The sequence below is a fragment of the Acinetobacter sp. RW6 genome (assembly GCF_041956835.1).
Lineage (GTDB): Bacteria > Pseudomonadota > Gammaproteobacteria > Pseudomonadales > Moraxellaceae > Acinetobacter > Acinetobacter calcoaceticus.
The window spans coordinates 2092950-2114943 of sequence record NZ_CP167121.1 but is presented as its reverse complement, the minus strand read 5'-3'; the positions used below and the strand labels follow the sequence as shown (position 1 = coordinate 2114943).

Here is a 21994-nt window from a genome sequence, read left to right as displayed (position 1 = left end):
TCACCGATCTTTATAAGAGATCAGATCAATTATTTTGAGTCAAACTCGTATGCCCAATCCTACAGATTTTCAAAGCAGCGCATTAGCAACCTTGCGTATTGAGCAGCAAGCCTTAGACGTGTTAGCAACACAAATTAATGACAGTTTTAGTCAGGCTTGTGAAATATTGTTACAGTGTAAAGGCCGTGTTGTGATTACTGGCATGGGGAAGTCAGGGCATATTGGCCGTAAAATGGCTGCGACTTTTGCTTCAACTGGTACACCATCTTTCTTTATGCATCCGGGCGAAGCTGGACATGGTGATTTGGGTATGCTGGTTCGTGGTGATGTTTTAATTGCGATTTCCAACTCTGGAAAAAGTGATGAAATCATGATGTTGATGCCACTCATCAAACATCTTGGTGTACCTCTTATTACTATTAGCCGTACTGATAAAGGGCCAATGCCTCAAAATGCTGACATCGCTTTAACTTTAGGTGAGTCTGACGAAGCGTGCCCATTAGGGTTAGCTCCGACATCGAGCACCACAGCAACTTTAGTATTGGGTGATGCACTGGCTGTTGCTTTACTTGAAGCGCGTGGTTTTACCGCAGATGATTTTGCGCGTTCGCATCCTGCTGGAGCATTGGGTAAGCGCTTACTTTTACATGTAAAGCATCTGATGCATACAGGCGATGAGTTGCCAAAAGTCTCACCAAATACACCAATGAATCAAGTGCTTTACGAAATTTCTAATAAGCGTTTAGGCTTGACGACCATTGTTGATGATGAAGAACATTTGCTTGGCATTTTCACCGATGGCGACTTGCGTCGTTTAATTGATAGACAGCAAGGTTTTGATGTGAATTTACCTGTTTCTGAAGTAATGACAAAAAAACCGTCAACTATTTCTCAAGAAGCACGTGCGGTAGAAGCTTTACAACAGCTTAACCTGAAAAAAATTAGTCAATTTGTTGTGGTGGATGACCAAAATAAAGTGATTGGTGTAATTAGTATGCATGACCTTATTCAGGCAGGGGTAAATTAATCAATGGCATCTTATGCATTGTTAGAACAAGCACGTCATTTACAGGCATTGGTTCTGGATGTTGATGGTATTTTGAGTGATGGCTTTGTAACTTTAACGAATAGTGGCGATGAGATTAAATCGTTTGATATTCGTGATGGTTTAGGTATGAAACTTGCGCAGCAAGCGGGCATGAAAATCATCATTATTACAGGCCGAAAAAGTAATATCGTTGAAAAACGTATGTCTGATTTAGGTGTAGATCTCGTTTTTCAAGGGCGTGAAGACAAAGGTTCTGCGCTACGTGAAGCTTGTGCACAGTTTAATATTCTGCCTTCTGATTGCTTATATATGGGCGATGACTGGCCTGATTTATCTGCTTTTGCAATAGCAGGAATGAGTGTCACTGTGCCAAATGGTCATGAAGAAGTGCGTCGCCGTGCTCATTTGGTTACCCAATCGATGGGTGGACGTGGTGCTGTACGAGAAGTCTGTGATATGTTGCTGATCGCAAAAGGCATTTACCAAGAACTTCTTGAAAAATATCTTGCAGTACCGCATTAATAATAAGATTACTTAAAAAGGTAGGCTATTCCTGCTCATGGATACCAGAGTTTTATCTATTGTTGCTGTAGTGATTGCTGCTATAAGTGGTGGTTATTACTACTATAGTGGCAAAGCAAAAAAACTAGACATTGGTTCTGCGAAGAATATGACATATTCGGCGCAGGGCGTCCATTTGACTCAAACTGATGATCAAGGCAATTTGTATATTCGTGCTGAAGTTCGTCAGCTTGAACAGGATATGCAACAAAAAACATCAAAGTTGGATCAACTTAATGCGTCTATGTATAAAGATGGCAAAGTTGATGCGACGTTCTTTGCGAAGCAGGCAAATGGCTATGATGATAACCGTAAAGTTATATTATCGGGTGATGTGGTAGCTACTAAACTGGCACCACAGGGAAAAATTGAATTCCAGACCGATGAGTTAACTGGATATCCAAAAACCAGAGAAATTGAAACTGATCATCAAGTGATTGTTCATTCTCCACAAGCCGACTTTGTCAGCAAAGGATTAAAAGCTAATTTGAATAACGGTCAGTACGAATTTTTTAATGTTCGAGGAAAGTATGCACCAAAGTCTTAATTTAAAACGTTCTTCAGCTTTCCTAAAACAAGCTGCGGTCATTACATTCGTTGCTTTATCATCAGCTTCGACTTTTGCGTTACCGTCTGACCGTAGTCAACAAATTTCATTAGTGGCAGACCGTGCAACTTATAACGAAAAAACCGGTTTGACGACCTATACCGGCAATGTCGTGATTGAGCAAGGCACGATGAAGCTTCAAGCTGACTCAATTGTTGCTACGCTAAACTCTAAACGTGAAATCCAAACCATTACTGCCAAGGGTAGACCGTCTAAATTTCAGCAACAAATAAGTGCTGATAAGGGCGTGGCACGTGGTGAAGGACAGACCATTGTTTATAATGCAGATACAGGCATTATTACATTGAATGGTGGTGCATATTTATATCAAGATGGTTCTAGTATTCGTGGTAACTCATTGAAATATAGTATGAACAAAGGTGATGTTGAAGCTCAAGGCTCATCGTCAAATCGTGTGCAAATTATTATTCCACCATCAAGTTCAAAAAGCTTTCCAGGAGCGCGTGACTAATGCAACAAGCTCTTCAACAACCCCAAACTTTGTGTATTAAGCACTTAGGGAAAAACTATAGTAAGCGTTGGGTCGTCAAAGACGTATCTTTTAGTATGCAAAGTGGACAGATTGTTGGTTTGCTTGGCCCTAACGGTGCAGGAAAAACAACAAGCTTCTATATGGTTGTAGGGCTAGTGCGTATGGATAAAGGTGAAATTCACCTTGATGATCTTGATATGTCCGATTTGGCAATGCATGAACGGGCACGTAAGGGAATTGGATATCTTCCGCAAGAGGCTTCTATTTTTAGAAAGCTGACCATTGCTGAAAATATTATGTCCATTTTAGAAACACGCAAAGATTTAAATAAGCAACAGCGCCAGCAACGTCTTACTGAATTATTAAATGACTTTAAAATCAGTCATATTAAAGATTCACTAGGAATGAGTGTGTCTGGTGGTGAACGCCGCCGTGCTGAAATTGCACGTGCATTGGCTGCTGACCCTAAATTTATGTTACTTGATGAGCCATTTGCCGGCGTTGACCCAATCTCGGTTGGAGATATTAAAGATATCATTCAGACTTTGAAAGATCGTGGTATTGGGGTACTCATTACTGACCATAACGTACGTGAAACTCTGGCAATTTGTGAACGTGCATATATTGTCAGTGAAGGGGCTGTCATTGCCGAAGGTACACCACAAGAAATTCTGGATAACGAACAAGTCCGTAAAGTCTACTTAGGTGACGATTTTACAGTTTAAATAAAATGGTTAATCTATTTGTCTAAAAAGAGGTCAATGCCTCTTTTTAGTTTTTTTGTATTTATTTATTAAAAACAACAATTTAAAATAATCAGTTGATGAAAAAGTAATGTGTAAATTATTCAAGTAATTATGCTTCTTTATGCAAAAAACTATGTAGAATGTAAAAGCTTTTAAACGATAACAAACAAGATCAACAAGACAAGCATGATTGGATATAACCAAAGAAAAGTAGAAAGGACATGTAAAAAGCCGGCTTTCCTGAAAGGGTTGATGCTTTTAACTTCATTGCATGTACCTGTAGTGATATATGCTGCTAAACCCAGTGAGCAATATCACACCCTAAAAGACAACTTATCACAACTTTTTGCCCCTAAAAGTAGTGATGAATTTAAAGTTGCCAAGATGCAAGAGCTGAGTAATTTTAAGTTAGATCGTTCTAGAGTGCAGGAGTTTCCGACTGTTCAACTCAATGATCGAGCAGCTTCATCTTATTCAAATTTGCCATCAAGGAAAATGACTTTGCAGGAAGCGGTGAAAGTCGCGATCCAGCGGAACCCAGATATTTCCCAAGCCATCTCCACTTTAGCTGGCCAAAATGCAGGTATTGATTATGCCAAGGCTGGTTATTATCCCCAGCTTTCAGGTGGAATAACGACAGGTGATTTGAGTAGTGGCGAACGTGGGCGGCAGTTATTGACTCTAAATGCGACTCAAATGCTTTTTGATTTTGGCAAAGTAAAATCAGGTGTGTCGGTTGAGAAGGCCAAAGTACAAGTCGAGCAGGCCAATGTGCTGGTCAGCATTGATGATATTGCACTTGATGTTGCACAGTCGATTGTCAATATTCAACGCTATCTTCAATTAAATAAGATTGCCGAGCAGCAAATTGCGGGTATTCAGCGTATTCAGGAAATTGCCAATTTACGTGCAAATGCCGGTATTAGCAGTCAAGCCGATCCGATTCAAGCCCAGTCCTATTTACAAGCTGCCCAGTCTAGTTTGATCGCACAGCAGTCATTATTAAGACAATACCAGCAACACTTAAGAACATTATTAGGTGGTGATGTTTCTCGAACAGGGTGGATTATTTCAGATGATCTGGTGAAAGTGTCCGATTTATATGGCGAACCTGAATTCAATACCATCCCAAAAATGATTGCAGCGCAAGCGAGTGTTGAAGTGGCTAAAGCACAAAAGGAACAGACTCGTCTAACACGTTATCCAACCTTGTCCGTCAAAGGTTCCTTAAGTCAGGCCATTAACGGCAGAAATCCAAACAATGATAAAGATGATGGTCTGTACAGTTCTGTCATGCTTGAAGCTAGCAGTCAGTTTTATCAAGGTGGGGCCGTTTCTTCTCAGGTCAAAATGGCGAGTTATGCAGAAGAAGCTGCAAAGTCAAAAGTCAATTCAGTTTATATGGATGTTCTTGACCAGATCAGAACTAGCCGTGAGCAAATTGAAAATAAACAACGTCAAATGCAGGTGCTGACCAATCGTCAAGCCACTACGGTTCGTACACGTGAACTTTATCAAGAGCAGTACAAACTTGGTACACGCTCATTGGTTGATTTATTGAATGCAGAACAGGCCATTCATAGTGCCAATTCAGAACTCGAAACGGCACGTTATGACATCTATAATAGTATTGTGCAATACATCTCGGCAACAGGACGTTCCCGCCAAGCTTATGACTTAAATAATATTTCAATTCAGGGGTTCGAAGTACAACCATGATGACAAAAATAAATTACCAGCCCTGGTTACAGGCGGTCTTAACGATTGCTAAACATTATCGAATTGAGCCTTCAGAAGAAAGAATCCGTTTACAACTTGACTGGAACCAGAATCAAAACCTGGATGATGTTTTACAGCTCATTACACGTCAGGTTGGACTAAATTTACGTAAAGTACCGTTTTCTTTAGAGCTGCTGAACCCGTGGCGCCTACCTGTTATGGTCGAGTTTCATGACGGGCAGGTCGGTATTATTGATAAAGCCGATACCCAAGGGAATGTCAGTATCCAGTTTAGTGGGGATCAGGGACTTTCTCAGAATTTAAGCCTAGATGTCTTAAAAAATACCATTAAGAATGTCTATATTCTGCGTCCTGAAAGCTCTATTCCCGATGCGCGTATTGATGAATATATCAAACCCTATGAAGCAAGCTGGTTCTGGTCAATTGTTCTAAGAGACTGGAAACGCTACGTTGATATTATGTTTGCCTCACTTATTGCCAATGTGCTGGCACTGGCAACTATTATTTTCTCAATGCAAGTCTATGACCGTGTTGTTCCTTCTCAGTCCATCCCGACTTTATGGGTTCTGGCTGGTGGTGTACTCATTGCTGCTATTTTTGAGTTTACGTTACGTGTATCTCGAGTCTATCTATCCGACATTATTGGTAAACGTGCTGACTTACGTGTTTCTGACCGTGTATTCGGCCATGCCTTAAGAATCAAAAATAAAGATCGTTCAAAGTCTACCGGTAGTTTTATTTCGCAGATTCGTGAGCTCGAAGGTGTTCGTGAGTTGGTGACCTCTACCACCATTAGTGCAATTGCCGATTTCCCATTCTTTTTCCTGTTTCTTATTATCTTTGCCCTTATTGGCGGAAAGCTGTTTTGGGTGATGTTGCTGGTTGTACCGCTTATGCTTTTGCCGGGTATTCTGGCACAGAAGAAGCTAGCGCAATTGGCACAGGAAGGCATGAGAGAATCTTCAATCCGTAATGCCATTCTGGTTGAAGCGGTGCAGGGTATTGAAGATATCAAGTTGTTGCGTGCTGAATCACGTTTCCAGAACCAGTGGAACCACATGAATGAAGTTTCAGCCGATATCGGTATGAGACAGCGTAAAATTGTCGGTACCTTAATGGCATGGACTCAAATGCTTCAGGGCTTAACCTATGCAATTGTGGTTTTGGTGGGATGTTTTGCGGTGATGGAAGGTGAAATGACCACGGGTGCGTTAGTGGCCTGTTCAATTTTATCGTCACGCATGTTAGGACCGATTGCACAAATTACGGGTGTATTGGGGCGTTTACAGCAGGCGAAAGTGGCTAAACAAAGTCTGGATGAACTCATGCAACGTCCGATCGACCAAGCTGACCGTTCACATCTGGTACATAAAGCAGTTTTAAATGGCGACTACGAATTAAAAAATGTCTTGTTCCAATATGGAGAAGAAGACCCGAAACCAAGTTTAGCAATTCGCCATTTAAAAATTCGTGCTGGTGAAAAAGTTGCAATTTTAGGGCGCAATGGGGCAGGTAAATCGACACTGCTTCAGCTTCTATCTGGCATGCAGGTCCCTGTTCAAGGTGCAGTGCATTTAGATGGTCTGGATCTGTCTTTAATTGACCCATCTGATGTACGTCGTGATATGGGTTTACTCAACCAGAATGCACAACTTTTCTACGGTACGATTCGTGAGAACCTCACTTTAGGTGCTCCGCTTGCAACCGATGAAGATATTCTTCGGGCTTTAGTTGTGACAGGTGCATTACCTTTTGTTCAAGAGAAAAAAGAAGGACTCGATCACCTGATTTTAGAAGGTGGGGTTGGTTTCTCGGGTGGTCAGAAACAAGCCTTGTTATTGGCCCGTCTATTGATTCGTCAACCCAACATTTTATTGCTGGATGAGCCGACAGCAGCGATTGATGATGTGGCAGAGAAACAACTGATTGATCATTTAAAAGGCTGGCTGGCCCATCGAACCTTGGTGGTTGCGACTCACCGCCGCGCTGTTTTAGAACTGGTGGACCGTATTATTGTCGTTAACGAAGGCAAAATCGTGATGGATGGTCCAAGAGATCAGGTCCTTAATCAATCAACAGCCCAACAAAAACAAGTGCAAGGGGGTAATTCATGAGCGAACCACAACAAGAACAAGAACTCACCCGTTCAATGAATGTCTCTTATAGTGAGCCACCGTTACCACGTGCCAGCTTAGTGATCTGGATTGTGGGGATTGGTTTAGTTATTTTCTTTATCTGGGCATGGGTATTTAAACTTGAAGAAGTTTCTACAGGCACAGGTAAAGTGGTTCCATCGTCTAAAGAGCAGGTCATCCAGTCTTTAGAGGGCGGTATTTTAACCAAGCTGAATGTACAAGAAGGCGATATTGTTCAAAAAGGCGAAATTCTTGCGCAATTAGATCCAACCCGTTTTGCATCGAATGTCGGTGAATCAAGATCTTTGCTTATTTCTGCTCAGGCAACAGCTTCACGTTTGCGTGCAGAAGTAAACGGTACGCCCTTGGTTTTTCCTGAAATTGTGCTGAAAGAACCAAAACTTGTACATGAAGAAACAGCGCTATATCGGTCTCGTCGTGCAGATTTAGAACAGACCATTGCAGGCTTAAAACAAGCTTTACAACTGGTACAACAAGAGCTGGCAATGACCGAACCGTTAGTTGCTAAAGGTGCGGCCAGTGAGGTTGAAGTTTTACGTTTACGTCGTGAAGCAAACGACCTTAGAAATAAAATGAATGATGCGCAGAACCAATATTTCGTAAAGGCTCGTGAAGAGTTATCTAAAGCCAATACCGATATTGAAACGCAGCAACAAGTCGTACTGGGTCGTACTGACAGCTTAGATCGTGCTATTTTTAAAGCACCAGTACGCGGTGTTGTGAAAGAAATTGCGGTTACCACCCATGGCGGTGTTATTCCGCAAAACGGCAAGTTGATGACCATTGTACCGATTGATGAACAGCTGCTCATTGAAGCGCGTATTTTACCGCGTGACATTGCATTTATTCGACCGGGACAAGAAGCACTGGTTAAGATTACTGCCTATGACTACTCAATTTATGGGGGGTTAAAAGGTAAGGTTACGGTTATTTCACCAGATACGATTCGTGATGAAGTTAAACAAGACCAGTTCTATTATCGTGTTTATATTCGAACCGATTCAGACAAGCTTTATAATAAAGAAGGTAAAGCTTTCGGAATTACACCAGGTATGGTGGCAACTGTAGATATTCGTACGGGTGAAAAAACGGTACTGGATTACTTACTTAAACCATTCAATAAAGCCAAAGAAGCGTTACGAGAAAGATAATAAAAAAAGCCCCGAGATTCGGGGCTTTTTTTATGGGTTTGATTCTATTAAATTCACGTTATAATTTGATTTTTATTATGCTTTATTTAATTTATGGCTTTTACGATTGCATCACCCGTTACGTTTGAAGAAGAAATTAAAAAAAGTAGATTTCAAGCTATCGCTGCACCAGTAGAAAATGAACAGCAAGTTAAAGAATTTTTAGAACAAAACAAAGATATCTCGACAACTCATCAATGCTGGGCATGGAAAATTGGTCACAATGTTCGCTTTAATGATGATGGTGAACCTTCAGGAACAGCAGGGCGTCCAATCTTGGCAACCATTGAAGGGAATGACCTGACGAATATTATTGTAATGGTTAACCGCTGGTATGGTGGAATAAAGCTAGGGACAGGCGGTCTTGTAAGAGCATACGGTGGCTGTGCTGGTCAATGTTTGCTATTGGCTGAGCGTATTGAACTCATTGCCAAGAAAACGATTTATTTTTCCTGCCACTTTAATGAGTGGGCCATATTTCAATATGAGCTTACTCAACAACAAATTGAATATCAGGAAACCTATACTGCAACGGGTGTAGATATCGAAGCAAGACTACAAATACATCAAATTGAGCCACTTGCCTTAAAACTCAGAGATGTAACGCGTGGTCGTGAAGAGTTAAAAATTGAGGATGAATTAACTGATGACTGATTCCTTACTCAAATATCGGGAACAACATAAGCACCGTTTAAATTATATGCCATGGTTATATTGGACTTTGAAACCTAAAAATCGTGTTTGGGCCGAAGAGTGGCAACAAGAATATCAGGCCTATTTGATGGAGATGGAAACAGTTGAGATTGGTAAAAACTGTTTTATCTCGCCCTTAGCTCACATTTTTGCTGAACCGGGACGAAAAATTATTATTGGTGATAATTGTTTTATTGCAGCAGATTGCAGTTTGCATGGGCCCCTTGAAATTGGTAATGAGGTCGCGATAAATCATCATTGTATTTTAGATGGGGGGCGAGCTGGTATAAAGTTGCATGATCAGGTCCGTATTGCTGCATATTGCCACTTATATGCATTTGATCATGGCATGCAGTTAGATCGTCCACTTTACCAGCAACCTGTCACCTCCAAAGGAATTGAAATTGAGCAGGACGTTTGGTTGGGTGCACATGTGGGTATTAAAGATGGTATTAAAATAGGTAAGCATGCTGTGGTCGGCATGAATAGTATGGTGACCAAAGATGTGGAACCGCACCATATTGTAGGTGGTAACCCCGCAAAATTTATTCGTTTAAGGGAATAATACAGTCTCAAGAATGTAATAAAATGTTTGATCTTTAAACAAAAAAGTTGATTTTTATACATAAACCTTAACATACCAATTTTTATCTATGTTAAGTTAAAGCTAAGTTTTAAGAATAATCTCCAAGGCAAAAGACCTGAAGAAGAGAGGCTGACATGAACCGTGTTATTGCGTGTATTGACTCATCACCGTGTATTAATGCTATTGCCGATGCAGCAGCATGGGTTGCTAAAGCAACCGGACGAGAACTTGTATTATTACAAATTCTAGACTATTACCCTGCAAGTTATCATCTTGGTGAAATTAGTGGAGTAATTGGCTTTGAAAGCAATGCAATGCTGCTAAAAGAGTTAGCTGAGTTGGAACAAAAACAAAGTGAACTCGCTTTAGACTATAGCAATAATTTACTTCGTCACATTTCTGATCTTATTCAAGAAAAACATGGAATTACATGTTCAAAAATTCAAGAAAAAGGTGATTTTTTAGAGCAAAGTTTTAACCTTTTACATGAAAATGACATCGTAATTTTAGGCCGAGTAGGTGAAAGAGCTGCCGAAAAACAGAAACCAATTGGTAGTAATGTTGAAAACTTTATTCGTGGAGCCAACTGTACTGTTTTGACCATTGGTGAAAACTTTAAAATACCGACACGATTTATTTTCGCCTATGAATATTCACCAACTTGTCAAAAAATGATGCGTCGTATTGCTCAAAGTGATCTATTACGAACACTGCAATGTCATTTGGTTTATGTCGGCGATCATCCAGAAGTACTCAATGAACCTGAGCATTACCTTAAACAAGCGGGCATAGATGTAGTGACTGTATATCGTTATGGCGATGTTGCACAAAATATTTTAGAGTACCAACAAGAACATGGTATTCAAATCATTGTGCTAGGTGCATTTAGTCATAGCAAAATTCATCAGTTCTTCTTGGGAAGTATTGCAACAACCGTATTCCGAAATGCGACTGTACCATTGCTAGTAGCTAAATAATAAGATTTGCATATAGTTATCCGCAAATCTTGTGGATAACTATATGGAAAAGCAACTGTAATAAAAGTAATTTATTGATTATAAATAATAAAATAAAAAAGACGATTTTTTAACCATTATTTCACAATTGCAATTGCGAAGCCATCATGGCCTTTTGAGCCAACTGTTTGTAATGCTGTACAAGACAAGATTTGTGGATGGTTCTCGAGGGCTTTAAACATTTCACGGATGCCTTCAATACTTGGTTTTTTATTATCTGGATTTAAAATATCACCTGCGCGAATCACATTATCAAGCACAATAATCGTACCTGATCTGGAAAATTTTAGGCTCAATTCTAAATATTCCGGATATCCCTGTTTATCTGCATCAATGAAAATAAAATCAAAAGGCTCGATAGATTGAGGATCAATCTCAGAAAGAATATCTGCGGCACGGCCAGTTTTAAGTTCAACTTTTACAGGAAGATTTGCATGGTCGATATTTTTTTGTGCCATTTCTGCGTGAGTGTCACGGCCTTCTATCGTCAGTAAATAACCATCTTCAGGTAACGCACGGCCTAACCAAATTGTACTGTATGCAGCAAAGGTTCCAATCTCTAAAACTCGTTTGCATTTATTCATTTGAATAAGCATCTGCAAGAACATTCCTTGGTTAGGAGCCACTGCAAGATGATTTGAGAAGCCGTGTTCATCGGTATTTTTTAATGCATATTCGAGTCGCGGGTCTTCGGGAATTAAATGTGAATCGATATATTCGTCAATGTCTGTCCACATCTGCTGCATAATCAAATTTACCTATATGTTGATAGGGGTATTTTAAACATTTATGCTTAGAGTGCAAAAATCTTCGTTTGAAGAAATTTTGGTTGATTATTGAATGAGCAAATTACTTTTTCTGAGTTACCAGCCCAAATTAAACAAGGAGTATAAAAAGGCTTATTTCTTGCTTATTTTTATCAATGTGTAGTTAGGGATGTATAAATGAGAATTACGTTGTGTGCTTTCACAAGTGTAGATTTTGAAGAGGGTATTGAGGTTTATTGTTCAGCTTTTAGTAATGAGCCATGGAATGAGCAGTTTGATGATTTAGAACCAATTAGAAAATATTTTGAGAGATATTTTCAATATTCATCTTCTTTTGGCTTTTGTGCAAAATGGGGAAACCAATTAATTGGTGTGGGAATGGGGCATATTCACCCAACTATACAAGGGCTTCGTTATTATCTAGATGATTTTTTTATTCATCCCCAATATCAGGGAAAAGGAGTTGGTTCTAAGCTTTTAAAGTATATAGAAGGAAAGTGTAGAGAAAATAATATAGAAACTATTGTTCTGCACACGTTAAGAGCATCTATTTCCGAAGATTTTTATAAAAAGCATGGCTTTAAAAACCGCTCAAAACTCATCTCTTTAGCCAAACGTTTGTAATGGGTTTAAGTGAAAACTCCTTTCGATTGAAAGGAGTTTTTTAATTTAAAGGTTACACATCGAACTGCTTCGAGTTAAATCAGGTCCCCAAGTACGATAGCCTTGAGTATCGATATGAATTTGTCCAGAGCTATATAAACCAATACCCATATTTAAGCTTTGACCATGCTGAGCCCAGAATTGACAGAGTTTAAATTTGGTATTTTCAATAAATGCATAATCTTGAGCTTGAGGGAACTCAGGACCAATACGGAAATCAATTGCAGAGTTAAATAAATGCTTAGAAGAGCTTGCGCCACCAGCACATTCATTTAAAGGTAAATCTCGGTAAACAGAGGTAACTTCAAAGTCTGTTAGAACTTTTGACGCAACTAAATATTTAAATACGCGAAGGGTCGATAAAGAATTTCCCCAAAGTTCGCGATTAGGCACAGCATATTCTGAGCGCCCACATTTTTGCCAATCGCGTGCTGAACGTAATAGCTCAAAACTTGGCACAATGCCCGCGACATTATTTCGGGTTAAGAATTTTTCGTATTCACGAACACGTTCGTAATTTTCACCCGAACCTAACCAGCTTCGATAAGATGTAGGCTCAACTTTAGGGGGAATCGGGCGCTCGATAATAACGCGCTCTTGTGGAATAAAGATTCGTTTACCACTTGGAGAGGTTTTGCCTGTTGTTGTGTGTTGGGGAGAGCTGACACAACCTACCATAACCGCTGGGATTATGCATAAGGGCACCATACTCTGCAAAAACTTCCGCATAAGAAAAATTAAGCACTTATAAATATTGCGGCTATTTTAATGCAAAACAGTGCACAAATTACGAGGAATTTGCAATGAAATGTTTGAATAGAGTATAAAAAAAGATCAGCGGTTGCTGATCTTTTTTGAAATTACTTTTCAAGATATTGTAATTTATCAGGTTTGCCGTTCCATTCTTCACGGTCAGCCGGTTGATCACCAATTTGAGTAATGTTAGGCCATTTTTGAGAAAGGTCAGCATTGAGCTCAATAAACACTTCTTGACCTTCTGGTAACTCATCTTCAGAGAAAATTGCATTTGCCGGGCACTCTGGTTCACATAATGCACAGTCAATACATTCATCCGGATTGATCACTAGGAAATTCGGACCTTCGTAAAAACAGTCTACAGGACAAACTTCTACGCAATCTTGGTATTTACATTTAATACAATTTTCAGTGACAACAAAGGTCATGGCGACAGCTACCTAAAAAATATGGTTTCATTTCGAATAGCTTATTTTAGGCAAAAAAGGGGTAAACAAACAATTGCTTTTATTGATATTCTTTATTCATGCATATGAAGATAAGTTAATACGTTGATAATCAAACGGATCTTCCATCCTTAGGATGTGTTAATCTATAAAATTAAAATAATAATATATTTTATAAAACAATTACTTAAGAAATATTTCCTTTAAATATTCAGATGTCATTTAAGTCAAGCCATCTATTTTATTAAATGCTTTAATTTCTCATTTTTTCTTTTACAAATTTTGATTTTCTGCTTTTTTTGTTGAAAATCACTTAAATCTGTAGAACTAAAGGGTACAGAGCAAATGCATATCTTCAGGTTCTAATTGCCAAAGTTGTTGATCTGGGGCACTTAACGGTTGTGCGCCATGCTTGATATAGAAATCTACAGTGCGTCGACTTGGGGTTGCTGAAATATACAGTTGATTTGCACAGAGTTGTTTGGCGGACTGTTTTGCAGCTTGCATAAGTTTGGCGCCAATGCCTTGACCTTGATGGTCTGCATCGACATAGAAATAGTGTAGTAATTTAGCGTTAGGGTAGTCAGCTATAATTTGATTTGACACCACACTGACGCCAACAAGTTTTTCTGCGGCATCAAATGCACCGATGAATAAAGCACCTTGGTCATAGAGTTGTTTTAGTTTAGGTGGGTCATTTTCTAAATGATATGAGTCCCAATATTGGACATCAAAAAAACAATCAACTAACTCTAAGTGTTGTTGATTTTGAATATACATTTGAGTGATTAATTCACGACGGCTAATCTGTTGCCAAATAAGATCGATTTCTGAACTTTGTAAAGATCTTAAAATCATATAAATATTATTCTCCGATATGAATAAGCAGACCTAAGCCTGCTTATTCATACGTGCTTTACTAGGATTTTAGTGCAGCTTTTAACTCGTAGAGCTGTTCAAGCGCCTGACGAGGTGACAAGTTATCGACTTCAATTTGCTTAAGTAAATCTAGAGCAGGGGATGAAACTTCTATCTCAACAACTTTCTCTATGATTTGTGAACCAGCGTTCGCATCGGGTGGCGCAAACAAATCATTTTGAAAGCTCGTTTGTAGATGTTGCTGCTGCTGTTTCTCTAAAATACGTAAACGTTTTTGAGCTTCTTTAATCACATTGGCAGGAATACCCGCTAATTTTGCGACCTGTAAACCATGACTTTGACTTGCAGGGCCTTGCTGAACTTTATGCAATAAAATCAGGTTGCCGTTAAGCTCTTGTGCCGTGACATGGTAGTTATCAATTCCTGCTTCACCACCAAGTTCGGTTAACTCAAAATAATGGGTTGCAAAAAGACATAAACATTTTACGCGTTTAGTTAAATCAACCACGCATGCCCATGCTAAAGACAAGCCATCATAGGTACTGGTTCCACGACCAACTTCATCCATCAAAACAAGCGATTGATTAGTCGCATGATGCAGAATTTGAGAAGTTTCTGTCATCTCAACCATAAAGGTCGATTTGCCTGTAGATAAATCGTCGGCTGAGCCAATACGAGTGAAAATACGATCGATTGGACCGAGTTTGGCTGCTTTGGCTGGAATATAACTGCCACAGTAAGCCAATAAACTAATTAATGCCGTTTGACGCATGAATGTTGATTTACCGCCCATGTTTGGGCCAGTAATGATTGCCATGCGATGTTGACTATCAAGAAAAGTATCATTTGGTGTAAATGGTGCTTTATTTAATGCTTCAACTACAGGGTGACGGCCTGCCTGAATTTTAATGCCCGTTTCTGGGGTAAATTCAGGACGCGCCCAATTGTTTAAACGTGCTTGATGAGCAAAGTTAGCAACCACATCAATTTGAGCAATTGCTGAACTCATCATTTGGAGATGAGCAATATTTTCGCGAAGGTTTTCAAGTAAAGCTTCAAATAGTGCTTTTTCACGTGCTAATGCGCGCGACTCACTCGATAGGACTTTATCTTCAAAACTTTTTAGTTCAGGGGTAATGTAGCGTTCAGCATTTTTTAAAGTCTGGCGACGGATATAGTCGGCTGGAGCTTGTTCTGCTTGAGCACGAGTGAGTTCGATGTAGTAACCACTTACACGGTTATAACCGATTTTAAGTGTGTTAATGCCGGTACGTTCACGCTCTTTAATTTCTAAATCAATGAGGAATTGACCTGCATGATCGCGAATTTGGCGTAATTCATCAAGATCAGCATCGTAGCCTTCTGCAATTACATTGCCATCACGAAGTAATACAGGTGGGTTTTCAACAATGGCTGCCATCAAATGTTGATGAAGCGCTTTAAAATCACCAAGTTCTTGATCAAGTTGAACTAATAGTTTGGATTTTTTCGCTTGAATGACTGGAGTTAATGCCGTTCTTAAAGCTGGAATTTGTGCACATGCATGACGAAGTTGCACTAAATCACGTGGTCGTGCACTGCCCAGTGCAACACGACTAAGCACACGCTCAATATCACCAATTTCTTTAAGCACTAAACGAACTGGGCTTTCATGATATCCCTGAATTAATTGCTCAATGGCATCTAAACGAGCATCGAGTAATGCGGTATCACGAACCGGTTGCATCAGTGTACGGCTTAATAAACGTCCACCCATTGCAGTTTGGCAATCATTTACCAGTTGGAATAATGATGTTCCATGTTCAAATAATGGTTCAATAATTTCTAAGTTACGACGTGTGATTGGGTCAAGCGCAATAAAGTCTGTGCTTTGTTCAAGTTGAATTGAACGAATATGTGGTAATGCAGTTTTTTGTGTTTCTTTTGCATAGTGAATGAGCGCAGCGGCAGCAGCTTTGGCTAAAGGCAATGGGTCTAAACCAAAACCTGAAAGCGTTGATACCGTAAACTGGTCACATAAGGTTTTTTGTGCATTATTTTGATTGAAGTCTACATTCGGGCGTTTGGTAACGGGACAATCTAAGTGCTTTTTAATTTGTTCGATAATATTCGTGTCGACCAAGTCTTCATCAATCAAAATTTCACTTGGCATTAAACGCGCAAGTTCGATAGGCAATTGTTCTGGTTTGTAATCTTGTTGTTGAACTTTAAAAATGCCTGCACTTAAGTCGAGTAAAGCAAAACCAATCTGATTTTGATGGATGCATAATGAAACCAGATTAGATGATTGATAACTGCTGAGTAATGCATCATCAGTTAACGTACCCGGAGTAAGAATACGAACAACTTTACGATCAACCGGACCTTTACCTGTCACTTCTCCGACTTGTTCGCAAATGGCTACAGTGCGCCCAGCTTTGACAAGACGTGCAAGATAACCTTCTGCCGCGTGATAGGGAACACCGGCCATTGGAATAGGTCGCCCACTGGCTTTACCACGATGGGTTAAGGTGATGCCTAAAAGTTTGGCTGCTAAATGAGCATCTTCAAAGAAGAGTTCATAAAAGTCACCCATACGATAAAACAGCAACGCATGTTGATAGTCCGTTTTGACTTTGAGATATTGCTGCATCATAGGTGTATGAGAAGATAAGTCAGCCATGATTTCAGCGCTATTCATGCGTATTAAACCCTTAAAAAATCAATAATAAATAAGTTAACTTTGAAAGTTTGGTTGTCAAACCAATTCTAACAACTTCTGTGTAAATCTGACTTAATCTAAGAAAAAAAGTATACCTTTGTAGTGTACCTTCTTTAGTGTCAATATTGAGTTAACAGTGTGTGAGAACTTAACTTAATTTTTCACGGTTGCTATCTTAACAAATTGAGACTGATTGACAAAAAAGATTCCTAAAATGAGCGAGGAAATAAACAGCAAAAAGAAAGTGGCCTTATCAGCTCAAACTATCACTCAATTTCTGCTGTATGAAATCAATAAGTGCTCTTGTTTTAGCGGGTAAGTAACGGCGATTTGAATAAAGTGCGAACAATTGCAATGGCGCTGCCGATTGTTCAAACTCAACCTCGATTAACCGTCCATCGCTAATGTATGGTTGGCAGGCTTGTTTGGATAGAATTGCAAAACCGACACCTGATATCGCAGCTTGTCCTGCCATCTCTCCGCTGTTTACTCGATAATGTCCTTTAACCTTGATGGTCTCGAATTCCCCCTTTTTATTTACAAATTGCCAGGGAGCACCTTTGAGTGCACTTACCGTTGTAATACAGGGTAATTCTTCAAATTGCTGGATATGAGTAGGGGTGCCATAACGCTGAATGACGGAGGGGGCTGCAACAATGGTGCAAGGGATAGTCACCAAATGACGGGCGATGTAGTCACTGTTATCCATCTGACCGCGGGTAATAATGATAGCTAAATCCAGATCATCACGCAGAGATTCAAAACCTGATAAATTTGTGACACAGCTGATCTCTAGGTCCGGGTACTCAAAGGCGAAATTGGCAATAACAGAACCCAGCAATGCAGGACCTATTTCATTGGGAATACAGATACGTAATGGACCCTTGAGTTGCATTTGCCGCAACGTTAACTCTGTCTCAGTTTGCTCAAGCGCCTCCAGTAATGGCTTTGCTCGGGTATAGAGTAGCTGCCCCGCCTGAGTGAGTTTCATATGTCGAGTGCTACGCTCAATGAGCTGAAGATCCAGTTTTTCTTCTAACTGAGAAATACAGCGACTAACATTTGATGTCGGCATTTCAAGGATTTTCGATGCCCCAACAAAACTTTCTCTTTCAACCACCGCAATGAACACTTTCAGGGTATTAAAATCCAGAGTCGGACGCATCAATTATCCCATATTTGATAATAATAATTGCCATTTCTACCATATAATAAACACCATTGATAGCAGTTAAACTTGGATATCTTTCATCCATAGGTTGCTTGCTATGCCCCTAGTGACGCAGACATTTAATCATAAAGCGCTCATGCGGATAGCCCTTGTAATTGCTTTTGTCCAGTTCACGAATGCACTGGAATATATGGTGTTCAATCCTGTTTTTGTTTTTATGGCAACAGATTTCGCAGTGCCTGTATCATTCTCAGGTTATGTGTCCGGCATGTACACACTTGGTGCCGTTCTTTCGGGAGTTATTGCCTTTTACTGGATTGGTCATTTCAATAAGAAAAAATTTTTAATCGCTAATATGGCGCTGTTAGGTTTACTCACACTTTTGACTACATTTACATCCAGTTTTAGTCTTCTGCTCGCACTACGATTCTGTGCAGGGCTGGTTAGTGGTACGACAATGGGTGTGGGTATAAATATATTGATAAACAACGCACCGCCTAACTTGCGCGGAAAAATGTTGGCGACGGTGATTGCGTCATTTTCGATAGTAAGCATTGTAGGAATGCCCACTCTATTATTTCTGTGCACAAATTATGGTTGGCATGTGGCTTTGTGGCTAATAAGTGCATTGTGTGTGTTGGCATTGCCATTGATTGTATCCATCATACCCGAAGACCCACTCTCTTTAGACACGCTTCGTGCGCTGCCTCTCGATATGGATACTTTACTGTTCGCTTCCAGTAATGCGCTTGTACAGTTTAGTCCTATGCTGGTCATTCCTATTCTGGCGCCATTAATGATACAGCAGTTGGGCGCTTCGCAAGATCTACTGCCTTGGCTCTTCTTCAGCGGGGGCGTTATAGGTTATCTGTCTACAAAAATCACAGGGGCGTTAACCTCCCGTTTTTCTGCTTTGATGCTGGCTACAGGTTCAACCATCGTCTTTATATTGAGTTTGCTGATACCAATTCTAGGCTACCAGTATGCAACGTTATTTATTACTTTATTTCTCGGCGCATCTTACAGTCGTTTGGTGTCATCTTCGGTGGTTTCGATTCAGTTTCCTGATGATAGGCAACGAGCTGGATTCTCTTCATTACAGACATCAATCATGTATCTGGTTACAACCATCGCATTCTTCCTGTCTGCATTTCTATTACCTGATCATGATATGGCACCACAAAATGTAAACAAGTTACTGATGGTATGTGCAATTTCCGCATCAGGATTCCCAATTCTCGTTATTATTCTGCAAAAGAAACTGGCTAAACGTTTTCATCTGAGATAATTCTAAAGTCGCTATTTTTCGGTACACTAAAAAGGTGTCGACTAAAAAGATTTTGGCCTTTGGCTCATCACTAACTTGAAGACTACATTATTTCTTGTGGTGTAAGTTTAACGGCTATATAAGATAAAAACTGATGGATAAATTGGCTATCCATCAGTTTGAGTTCTATTTATAAATCACGAGCAACTAGAGTTAAAATGTCGTAAGTTGCGACAAGTTCACCACGTTGGTTTTTGACTTTAATATCCCATACCACAACCCCATGAGCAGGCTGAGATGGATCTTTTTGTGGTTTAGGCGTTTTCTGTTTACAGGTGAGTTCAACCTGAATTGAGTCACCGATTTTAACCGGTTCAACAAAGCGTAAGTTGTCCATACCGTAATTGGCAATAACTGGACCTTGCGCTGCATCTACAAACAAACCTGCTGCGGCAGACACAATGAAATAGCCGTGTGCGACGCGCTCACCAAAGAAAGAATCGGCAGCTGCGATTTTGTCCGTATGTGCATAGAAGTAATCACCACTTAAACCAGCAAAATTGACAATATCTGCTTCGCTTACTGTACGGCGCGCCGTTAATAAACGTTCACCAATCACTAACTCATCAAACGACTTTTTAAATGGATGAACACGGTCTTCGTTGACATTAGAGCCAGCAGTCCACGAGTGGGTAATTTGTGTCAAGCTATTTGGAGAACCTTGAATTGCAGTGCGCTGCATATAGTGTTTAACGGCGCGAATACCACCTAACTCTTCACCGCCACCTGCACGACCAGGGCCGCCGTGTACGAGATGAGGAAGTGGAGAACCATGTCCTGTACTTTCTTTTGCTGACTCTGCGTCTAGTACATGCACCCGTCCATGCCAAGGTGCAATTTTTTGAATAATCTGTTCGATATTCTCATCGTTATTTTTAACGACTGAAGCCACTAAGCTACCTTCACCACGTGAAACGAGGTCGGCAAGTTCCTCAATGGTTTGATATGGCATGAGTGTACATACTGGACCGAAAGCTTCTGTCGTATGAACATGTGCCGCTTGCAAAGGTTGTTCGCATAACAATAAAGTTGGAGCGAAAAAAGCACCTTTTTCAGGATGATCTGCATTAAATGTAAAGCTAGTGCTGTCACCAAAAACAATTTTTGCATCTTTGCTGAGTTCAGCAACTTTTTCTGCGACGTCATGTTTTTGTTTAATGCTCGCCAAAGCACCCATGGTAGTTTCTTCTTTTTGAGGGTCACCCACCACAACTTTAGCAAGTTTGGCGGTTAGCTTCTCTTGCACAGCAGCTAACAAATTTTCAGGAACGAAAGCACGACGAATTGCAGTACATTTTTGGCCTGCTTTTGTCGTCATTTCACGGAAGACTTCACGCACAAATAAATCAATTGTTTCTTCATTTGCCTCTAAGCTTAAAATTGCGCTGTTTACCGAGTCGGCTTCCATACTAAACGGAATCGAATATTTATTCAGGTGAGGGTGGTTACGTAGTTTTTGGCCTGTGTATGCAGAACCCGTAAATGTGACACAGTCTTGTGGACCTAAATGCTCTAATAGGTCATAAGTTTGACCGCAAATCAGTTGTAGTGAACCTTTTGGTAATACATGTGCTTCTTCAATGGCTTTTACAACAGCTTGAGTTAATTGGGCACCGTCAGTTGCTGGTTTAACAATACATGGCACACCCGCAAGTAGAGTCGGTGCAATCTTTTCAAGCATTCCCCAAATTGGGAAGTTAAAAGCATTGATATGAACTGCAACACCCGCTTTAGGACTTAAAATGTGCTTAGCACCAAAAGTTCCATTTTTAGATAATTGAATCCAGCTGTCTTCAGTAATAATTTTTTCATCATTGAGTTCGCGGCGAACCAGACTTGAATAAGCAAATAATGTCTGGATACCACCTTCAATATCAATCCATGCATCTTTAAGAGTTGCACCTGTTGCATAAGCAAGTTTGTAAAACTCTTCCTTACGTTCCAATAAATATTGGGCAATTTGTTTTAAAGCATTAGCGCGTTGATGAAACGTCCAGTTTGCCAGTTCTGAACCATTTTGTTTGGCATATTGAACAACACGTTTCATATCAATGCCATGACTACTTACGGCATAAATCGCTTCACCTGTAATGGCATGGAAAACGGGGCGCAGTTCTTCACTCGTCGAATGCCATGTTCCATAGACATAAGAAGCAAGGTGAGGTAGTTGATGCTCAGACTGCTGAAAATCTGTGTCAGTTGAGGTTCCTTCTAGGTGTGCTTGTTCAAGCATGACCAAACTCCTTTTTATGTGATACATCAATTATAAAAATTGCAAAAATATGATTCATAATTTCAGATTAATTTGTATAAAAGTCAACTTTATTTTGATTTTTAAAAGTAAAAAAGTTTTTTACAATTGATTAATATTTATTTATTTCAATTGTTTAATGTGGTTTTGGTATGTGGATTTAATTTGATACTAAAAAATAGATTGACTTTGTTTTT

The 21994-nt window shown here is 39.9% G+C and carries 20 protein-coding genes; 13 read left to right on the top strand and 7 right to left on the bottom strand.

Annotation, left to right across the window (positions count from 1 at the left end; translation table 11 throughout):
- Window positions 1–49: 49 nt before the first annotated feature.
- From ACB088_RS10050 to ACB088_RS10000, 11 genes are all read left to right on the top strand, one after another.
- Window positions 50–1027, top strand: a complete 978-nt coding sequence (locus ACB088_RS10050) for a KpsF/GutQ family sugar-phosphate isomerase (RefSeq protein ID WP_375036853.1) — start codon at window positions 50–52, stop codon at window positions 1025–1027.
- 3 nt (window positions 1028–1030) lie between these two features.
- On the top strand, window positions 1031–1570 hold the full coding sequence (locus tag ACB088_RS10045) for an HAD family hydrolase (RefSeq protein ID WP_003650830.1): 540 nt from the start codon (window positions 1031–1033) through the stop codon (window positions 1568–1570).
- Between the two features lie 37 nt (window positions 1571–1607).
- Window positions 1608–2156, top strand: coding sequence for an LPS export ABC transporter periplasmic protein LptC (gene lptC, locus ACB088_RS10040; RefSeq protein WP_133746428.1), 549 nt, complete (start codon window positions 1608–1610; stop codon window positions 2154–2156).
- A complete protein-coding gene (gene lptA, locus ACB088_RS10035; protein WP_133746427.1) occupies window positions 2140–2688 on the top strand; it encodes a lipopolysaccharide transport periplasmic protein LptA in 549 nt (182 codons plus the stop codon). Before lptC ends, lptA begins: the two co-directional genes overlap by 17 nt.
- Window positions 2688–3434 (top strand): LPS export ABC transporter ATP-binding protein, encoded by a 747-nt coding sequence (lptB, locus tag ACB088_RS10030; RefSeq protein ID WP_003650837.1) that lies wholly within the window; start codon window positions 2688–2690, stop codon window positions 3432–3434. The genes lptA and lptB overlap by 1 nt, the downstream gene beginning before the upstream one ends.
- Window positions 3435–3707: 273 nt before the next feature.
- On the top strand, window positions 3708–5174 hold the full coding sequence (locus tag ACB088_RS10025; RefSeq protein ID WP_375036852.1) for a TolC family outer membrane protein: 1467 nt from the start codon (window positions 3708–3710) through the stop codon (window positions 5172–5174).
- Window positions 5171–7309, top strand: a complete 2139-nt coding sequence (locus tag ACB088_RS10020) for a type I secretion system permease/ATPase (protein ID WP_375036851.1) — start codon at window positions 5171–5173, stop codon at window positions 7307–7309. The genes ACB088_RS10025 and ACB088_RS10020 overlap by 4 nt, the downstream gene beginning before the upstream one ends.
- Window positions 7306–8502 carry an HlyD family type I secretion periplasmic adaptor subunit gene (locus tag ACB088_RS10015; protein ID WP_205469560.1) on the top strand — a complete coding sequence of 399 codons (1197 nt, stop codon included), beginning with the start codon at window positions 7306–7308 and terminating at the stop codon, window positions 8500–8502. The genes ACB088_RS10020 and ACB088_RS10015 overlap by 4 nt, the downstream gene beginning before the upstream one ends.
- A 93-nt stretch (window positions 8503–8595) precedes the next feature.
- Entirely contained in the window at window positions 8596–9195 is a 600-nt protein-coding gene (locus tag ACB088_RS10010) for a YigZ family protein (RefSeq protein ID WP_199990920.1), read from the top strand.
- Window positions 9188–9799, top strand: coding sequence for a DapH/DapD/GlmU-related protein (locus tag ACB088_RS10005; RefSeq protein ID WP_375036850.1), 612 nt, complete (start codon window positions 9188–9190; stop codon window positions 9797–9799). The genes ACB088_RS10010 and ACB088_RS10005 overlap by 8 nt, the downstream gene beginning before the upstream one ends.
- A gap of 155 nt (window positions 9800–9954) precedes the next feature.
- Window positions 9955–10797, top strand: a complete 843-nt coding sequence (locus tag ACB088_RS10000) for a universal stress protein (RefSeq protein ID WP_092705331.1) — start codon at window positions 9955–9957, stop codon at window positions 10795–10797.
- Window positions 10798–10913: 116 nt separating this feature from the next.
- Here ACB088_RS10000 and ACB088_RS09995 read toward each other — a convergent pair whose 3' ends face one another.
- Window positions 10914–11582 carry an O-methyltransferase gene (locus ACB088_RS09995; RefSeq protein ID WP_056478888.1) on the bottom strand — a complete coding sequence of 223 codons (669 nt, stop codon included), beginning with the start codon at window positions 11580–11582 and terminating at the stop codon, window positions 10914–10916.
- Window positions 11583–11780: 198 nt separating this feature from the next.
- Here ACB088_RS09995 and ACB088_RS09990 point away from each other — a divergent pair, with 198 nt between their 5' ends.
- The gene (locus tag ACB088_RS09990) at window positions 11781–12227 is read left to right on the top strand and encodes a GNAT family N-acetyltransferase (protein WP_045125211.1); all 447 of its coding nucleotides are present in this window, start codon (window positions 11781–11783) and stop codon (window positions 12225–12227) included.
- Window positions 12228–12272: 45 nt separating this feature from the next.
- Here ACB088_RS09990 and ACB088_RS09985 read toward each other — a convergent pair whose 3' ends face one another.
- The 5 genes from ACB088_RS09985 to ACB088_RS09965 all read right to left on the bottom strand — a co-directional run bounded on the left by ACB088_RS09985 (window position 12273) and on the right by ACB088_RS09965 (window position 18213).
- The gene (locus ACB088_RS09985) at window positions 12273–12995 is read right to left on the bottom strand and encodes a D-Ala-D-Ala carboxypeptidase family metallohydrolase (RefSeq protein WP_199990918.1); all 723 of its coding nucleotides are present in this window, start codon (window positions 12993–12995) and stop codon (window positions 12273–12275) included.
- 131 nt (window positions 12996–13126) lie between these two features.
- Window positions 13127–13450 carry a ferredoxin FdxA gene (fdxA, locus tag ACB088_RS09980; RefSeq protein ID WP_003650851.1) on the bottom strand — a complete coding sequence of 108 codons (324 nt, stop codon included), beginning with the start codon at window positions 13448–13450 and terminating at the stop codon, window positions 13127–13129.
- A 345-nt stretch (window positions 13451–13795) separates the two neighbouring features.
- Window positions 13796–14326 carry a GNAT family N-acetyltransferase gene (locus ACB088_RS09975; RefSeq protein WP_209733180.1) on the bottom strand — a complete coding sequence of 177 codons (531 nt, stop codon included), beginning with the start codon at window positions 14324–14326 and terminating at the stop codon, window positions 13796–13798.
- Window positions 14327–14387: 61 nt separating this feature from the next.
- Window positions 14388–17027 carry a DNA mismatch repair protein MutS gene (gene mutS / locus ACB088_RS09970; RefSeq protein ID WP_003650856.1) on the bottom strand — a complete coding sequence of 880 codons (2640 nt, stop codon included), beginning with the start codon at window positions 17025–17027 and terminating at the stop codon, window positions 14388–14390.
- Window positions 17028–17301: 274 nt separating this feature from the next.
- Window positions 17302–18213, bottom strand: a complete 912-nt coding sequence (locus tag ACB088_RS09965) for a LysR family transcriptional regulator (RefSeq protein WP_375036849.1) — start codon at window positions 18211–18213, stop codon at window positions 17302–17304.
- Between the two features lie 103 nt (window positions 18214–18316).
- Here ACB088_RS09965 and ACB088_RS09960 point away from each other — a divergent pair, with 103 nt between their 5' ends.
- A complete protein-coding gene (locus tag ACB088_RS09960; RefSeq protein ID WP_375036848.1) occupies window positions 18317–19507 on the top strand; it encodes an MFS transporter in 1191 nt (396 codons plus the stop codon).
- Between the two features lie 169 nt (window positions 19508–19676).
- Here the strand turns inward: ACB088_RS09960 and paaZ are convergent, their stop codons facing one another.
- Window positions 19677–21779, bottom strand: a complete 2103-nt coding sequence (gene paaZ / locus ACB088_RS09955; protein WP_375036847.1) for a phenylacetic acid degradation bifunctional protein PaaZ — start codon at window positions 21777–21779, stop codon at window positions 19677–19679.
- Window positions 21780–21994 lie beyond the last annotated feature (215 nt).

Bases quoted from the DNA above. Each gene is read 5' to 3' on its own strand.
- paaZ (WP_375036847.1), bottom strand. From the start codon at position 21,779: ATGCTTGAACAAGCACACCTAGAAGGAACCTCAACTGACACAGATTTT.
- ACB088_RS10000 (WP_092705331.1), top strand. From the start codon at position 9,955: ATGAACCGTGTTATTGCGTGTATTGACTCATCACCGTGTATTAATGCT.
- ACB088_RS10020 (WP_375036851.1), top strand. From the start codon at position 5,171: ATGATGACAAAAATAAATTACCAGCCCTGGTTACAGGCGGTCTTAACG.
- mutS (WP_003650856.1), bottom strand. From the start codon at position 17,027: ATGAATAGCGCTGAAATCATGGCTGACTTATCTTCTCATACACCTATG.
- ACB088_RS10015 (WP_205469560.1), top strand. From the start codon at position 7,306: ATGAGCGAACCACAACAAGAACAAGAACTCACCCGTTCAATGAATGTC.
- ACB088_RS09965 (WP_375036849.1), bottom strand. From the start codon at position 18,213: ATGCGTCCGACTCTGGATTTTAATACCCTGAAAGTGTTCATTGCGGTG.
- ACB088_RS09985 (WP_199990918.1), bottom strand. From the start codon at position 12,995: ATGCGGAAGTTTTTGCAGAGTATGGTGCCCTTATGCATAATCCCAGCG.
- lptA (WP_133746427.1), top strand. From the start codon at position 2,140: ATGCACCAAAGTCTTAATTTAAAACGTTCTTCAGCTTTCCTAAAACAA.
- lptC (WP_133746428.1), top strand. From the start codon at position 1,608: ATGGATACCAGAGTTTTATCTATTGTTGCTGTAGTGATTGCTGCTATA.
- ACB088_RS10045 (WP_003650830.1), top strand. From the start codon at position 1,031: ATGGCATCTTATGCATTGTTAGAACAAGCACGTCATTTACAGGCATTG.
- fdxA (WP_003650851.1), bottom strand. From the start codon at position 13,450: ATGACCTTTGTTGTCACTGAAAATTGTATTAAATGTAAATACCAAGAT.
- ACB088_RS09960 (WP_375036848.1), top strand. From the start codon at position 18,317: ATGCCCCTAGTGACGCAGACATTTAATCATAAAGCGCTCATGCGGATA.
- lptB (WP_003650837.1), top strand. From the start codon at position 2,688: ATGCAACAAGCTCTTCAACAACCCCAAACTTTGTGTATTAAGCACTTA.
- ACB088_RS09975 (WP_209733180.1), bottom strand. From the start codon at position 14,326: ATGATTTTAAGATCTTTACAAAGTTCAGAAATCGATCTTATTTGGCAA.
- ACB088_RS10050 (WP_375036853.1), top strand. From the start codon at position 50: ATGCCCAATCCTACAGATTTTCAAAGCAGCGCATTAGCAACCTTGCGT.
- ACB088_RS10005 (WP_375036850.1), top strand. From the start codon at position 9,188: ATGACTGATTCCTTACTCAAATATCGGGAACAACATAAGCACCGTTTA.
- ACB088_RS09995 (WP_056478888.1), bottom strand. From the start codon at position 11,582: ATGCAGCAGATGTGGACAGACATTGACGAATATATCGATTCACATTTA.
- ACB088_RS09990 (WP_045125211.1), top strand. From the start codon at position 11,781: ATGAGAATTACGTTGTGTGCTTTCACAAGTGTAGATTTTGAAGAGGGT.
- ACB088_RS10025 (WP_375036852.1), top strand. From the start codon at position 3,708: ATGCTTTTAACTTCATTGCATGTACCTGTAGTGATATATGCTGCTAAA.
- ACB088_RS10010 (WP_199990920.1), top strand. From the start codon at position 8,596: ATGGCTTTTACGATTGCATCACCCGTTACGTTTGAAGAAGAAATTAAA.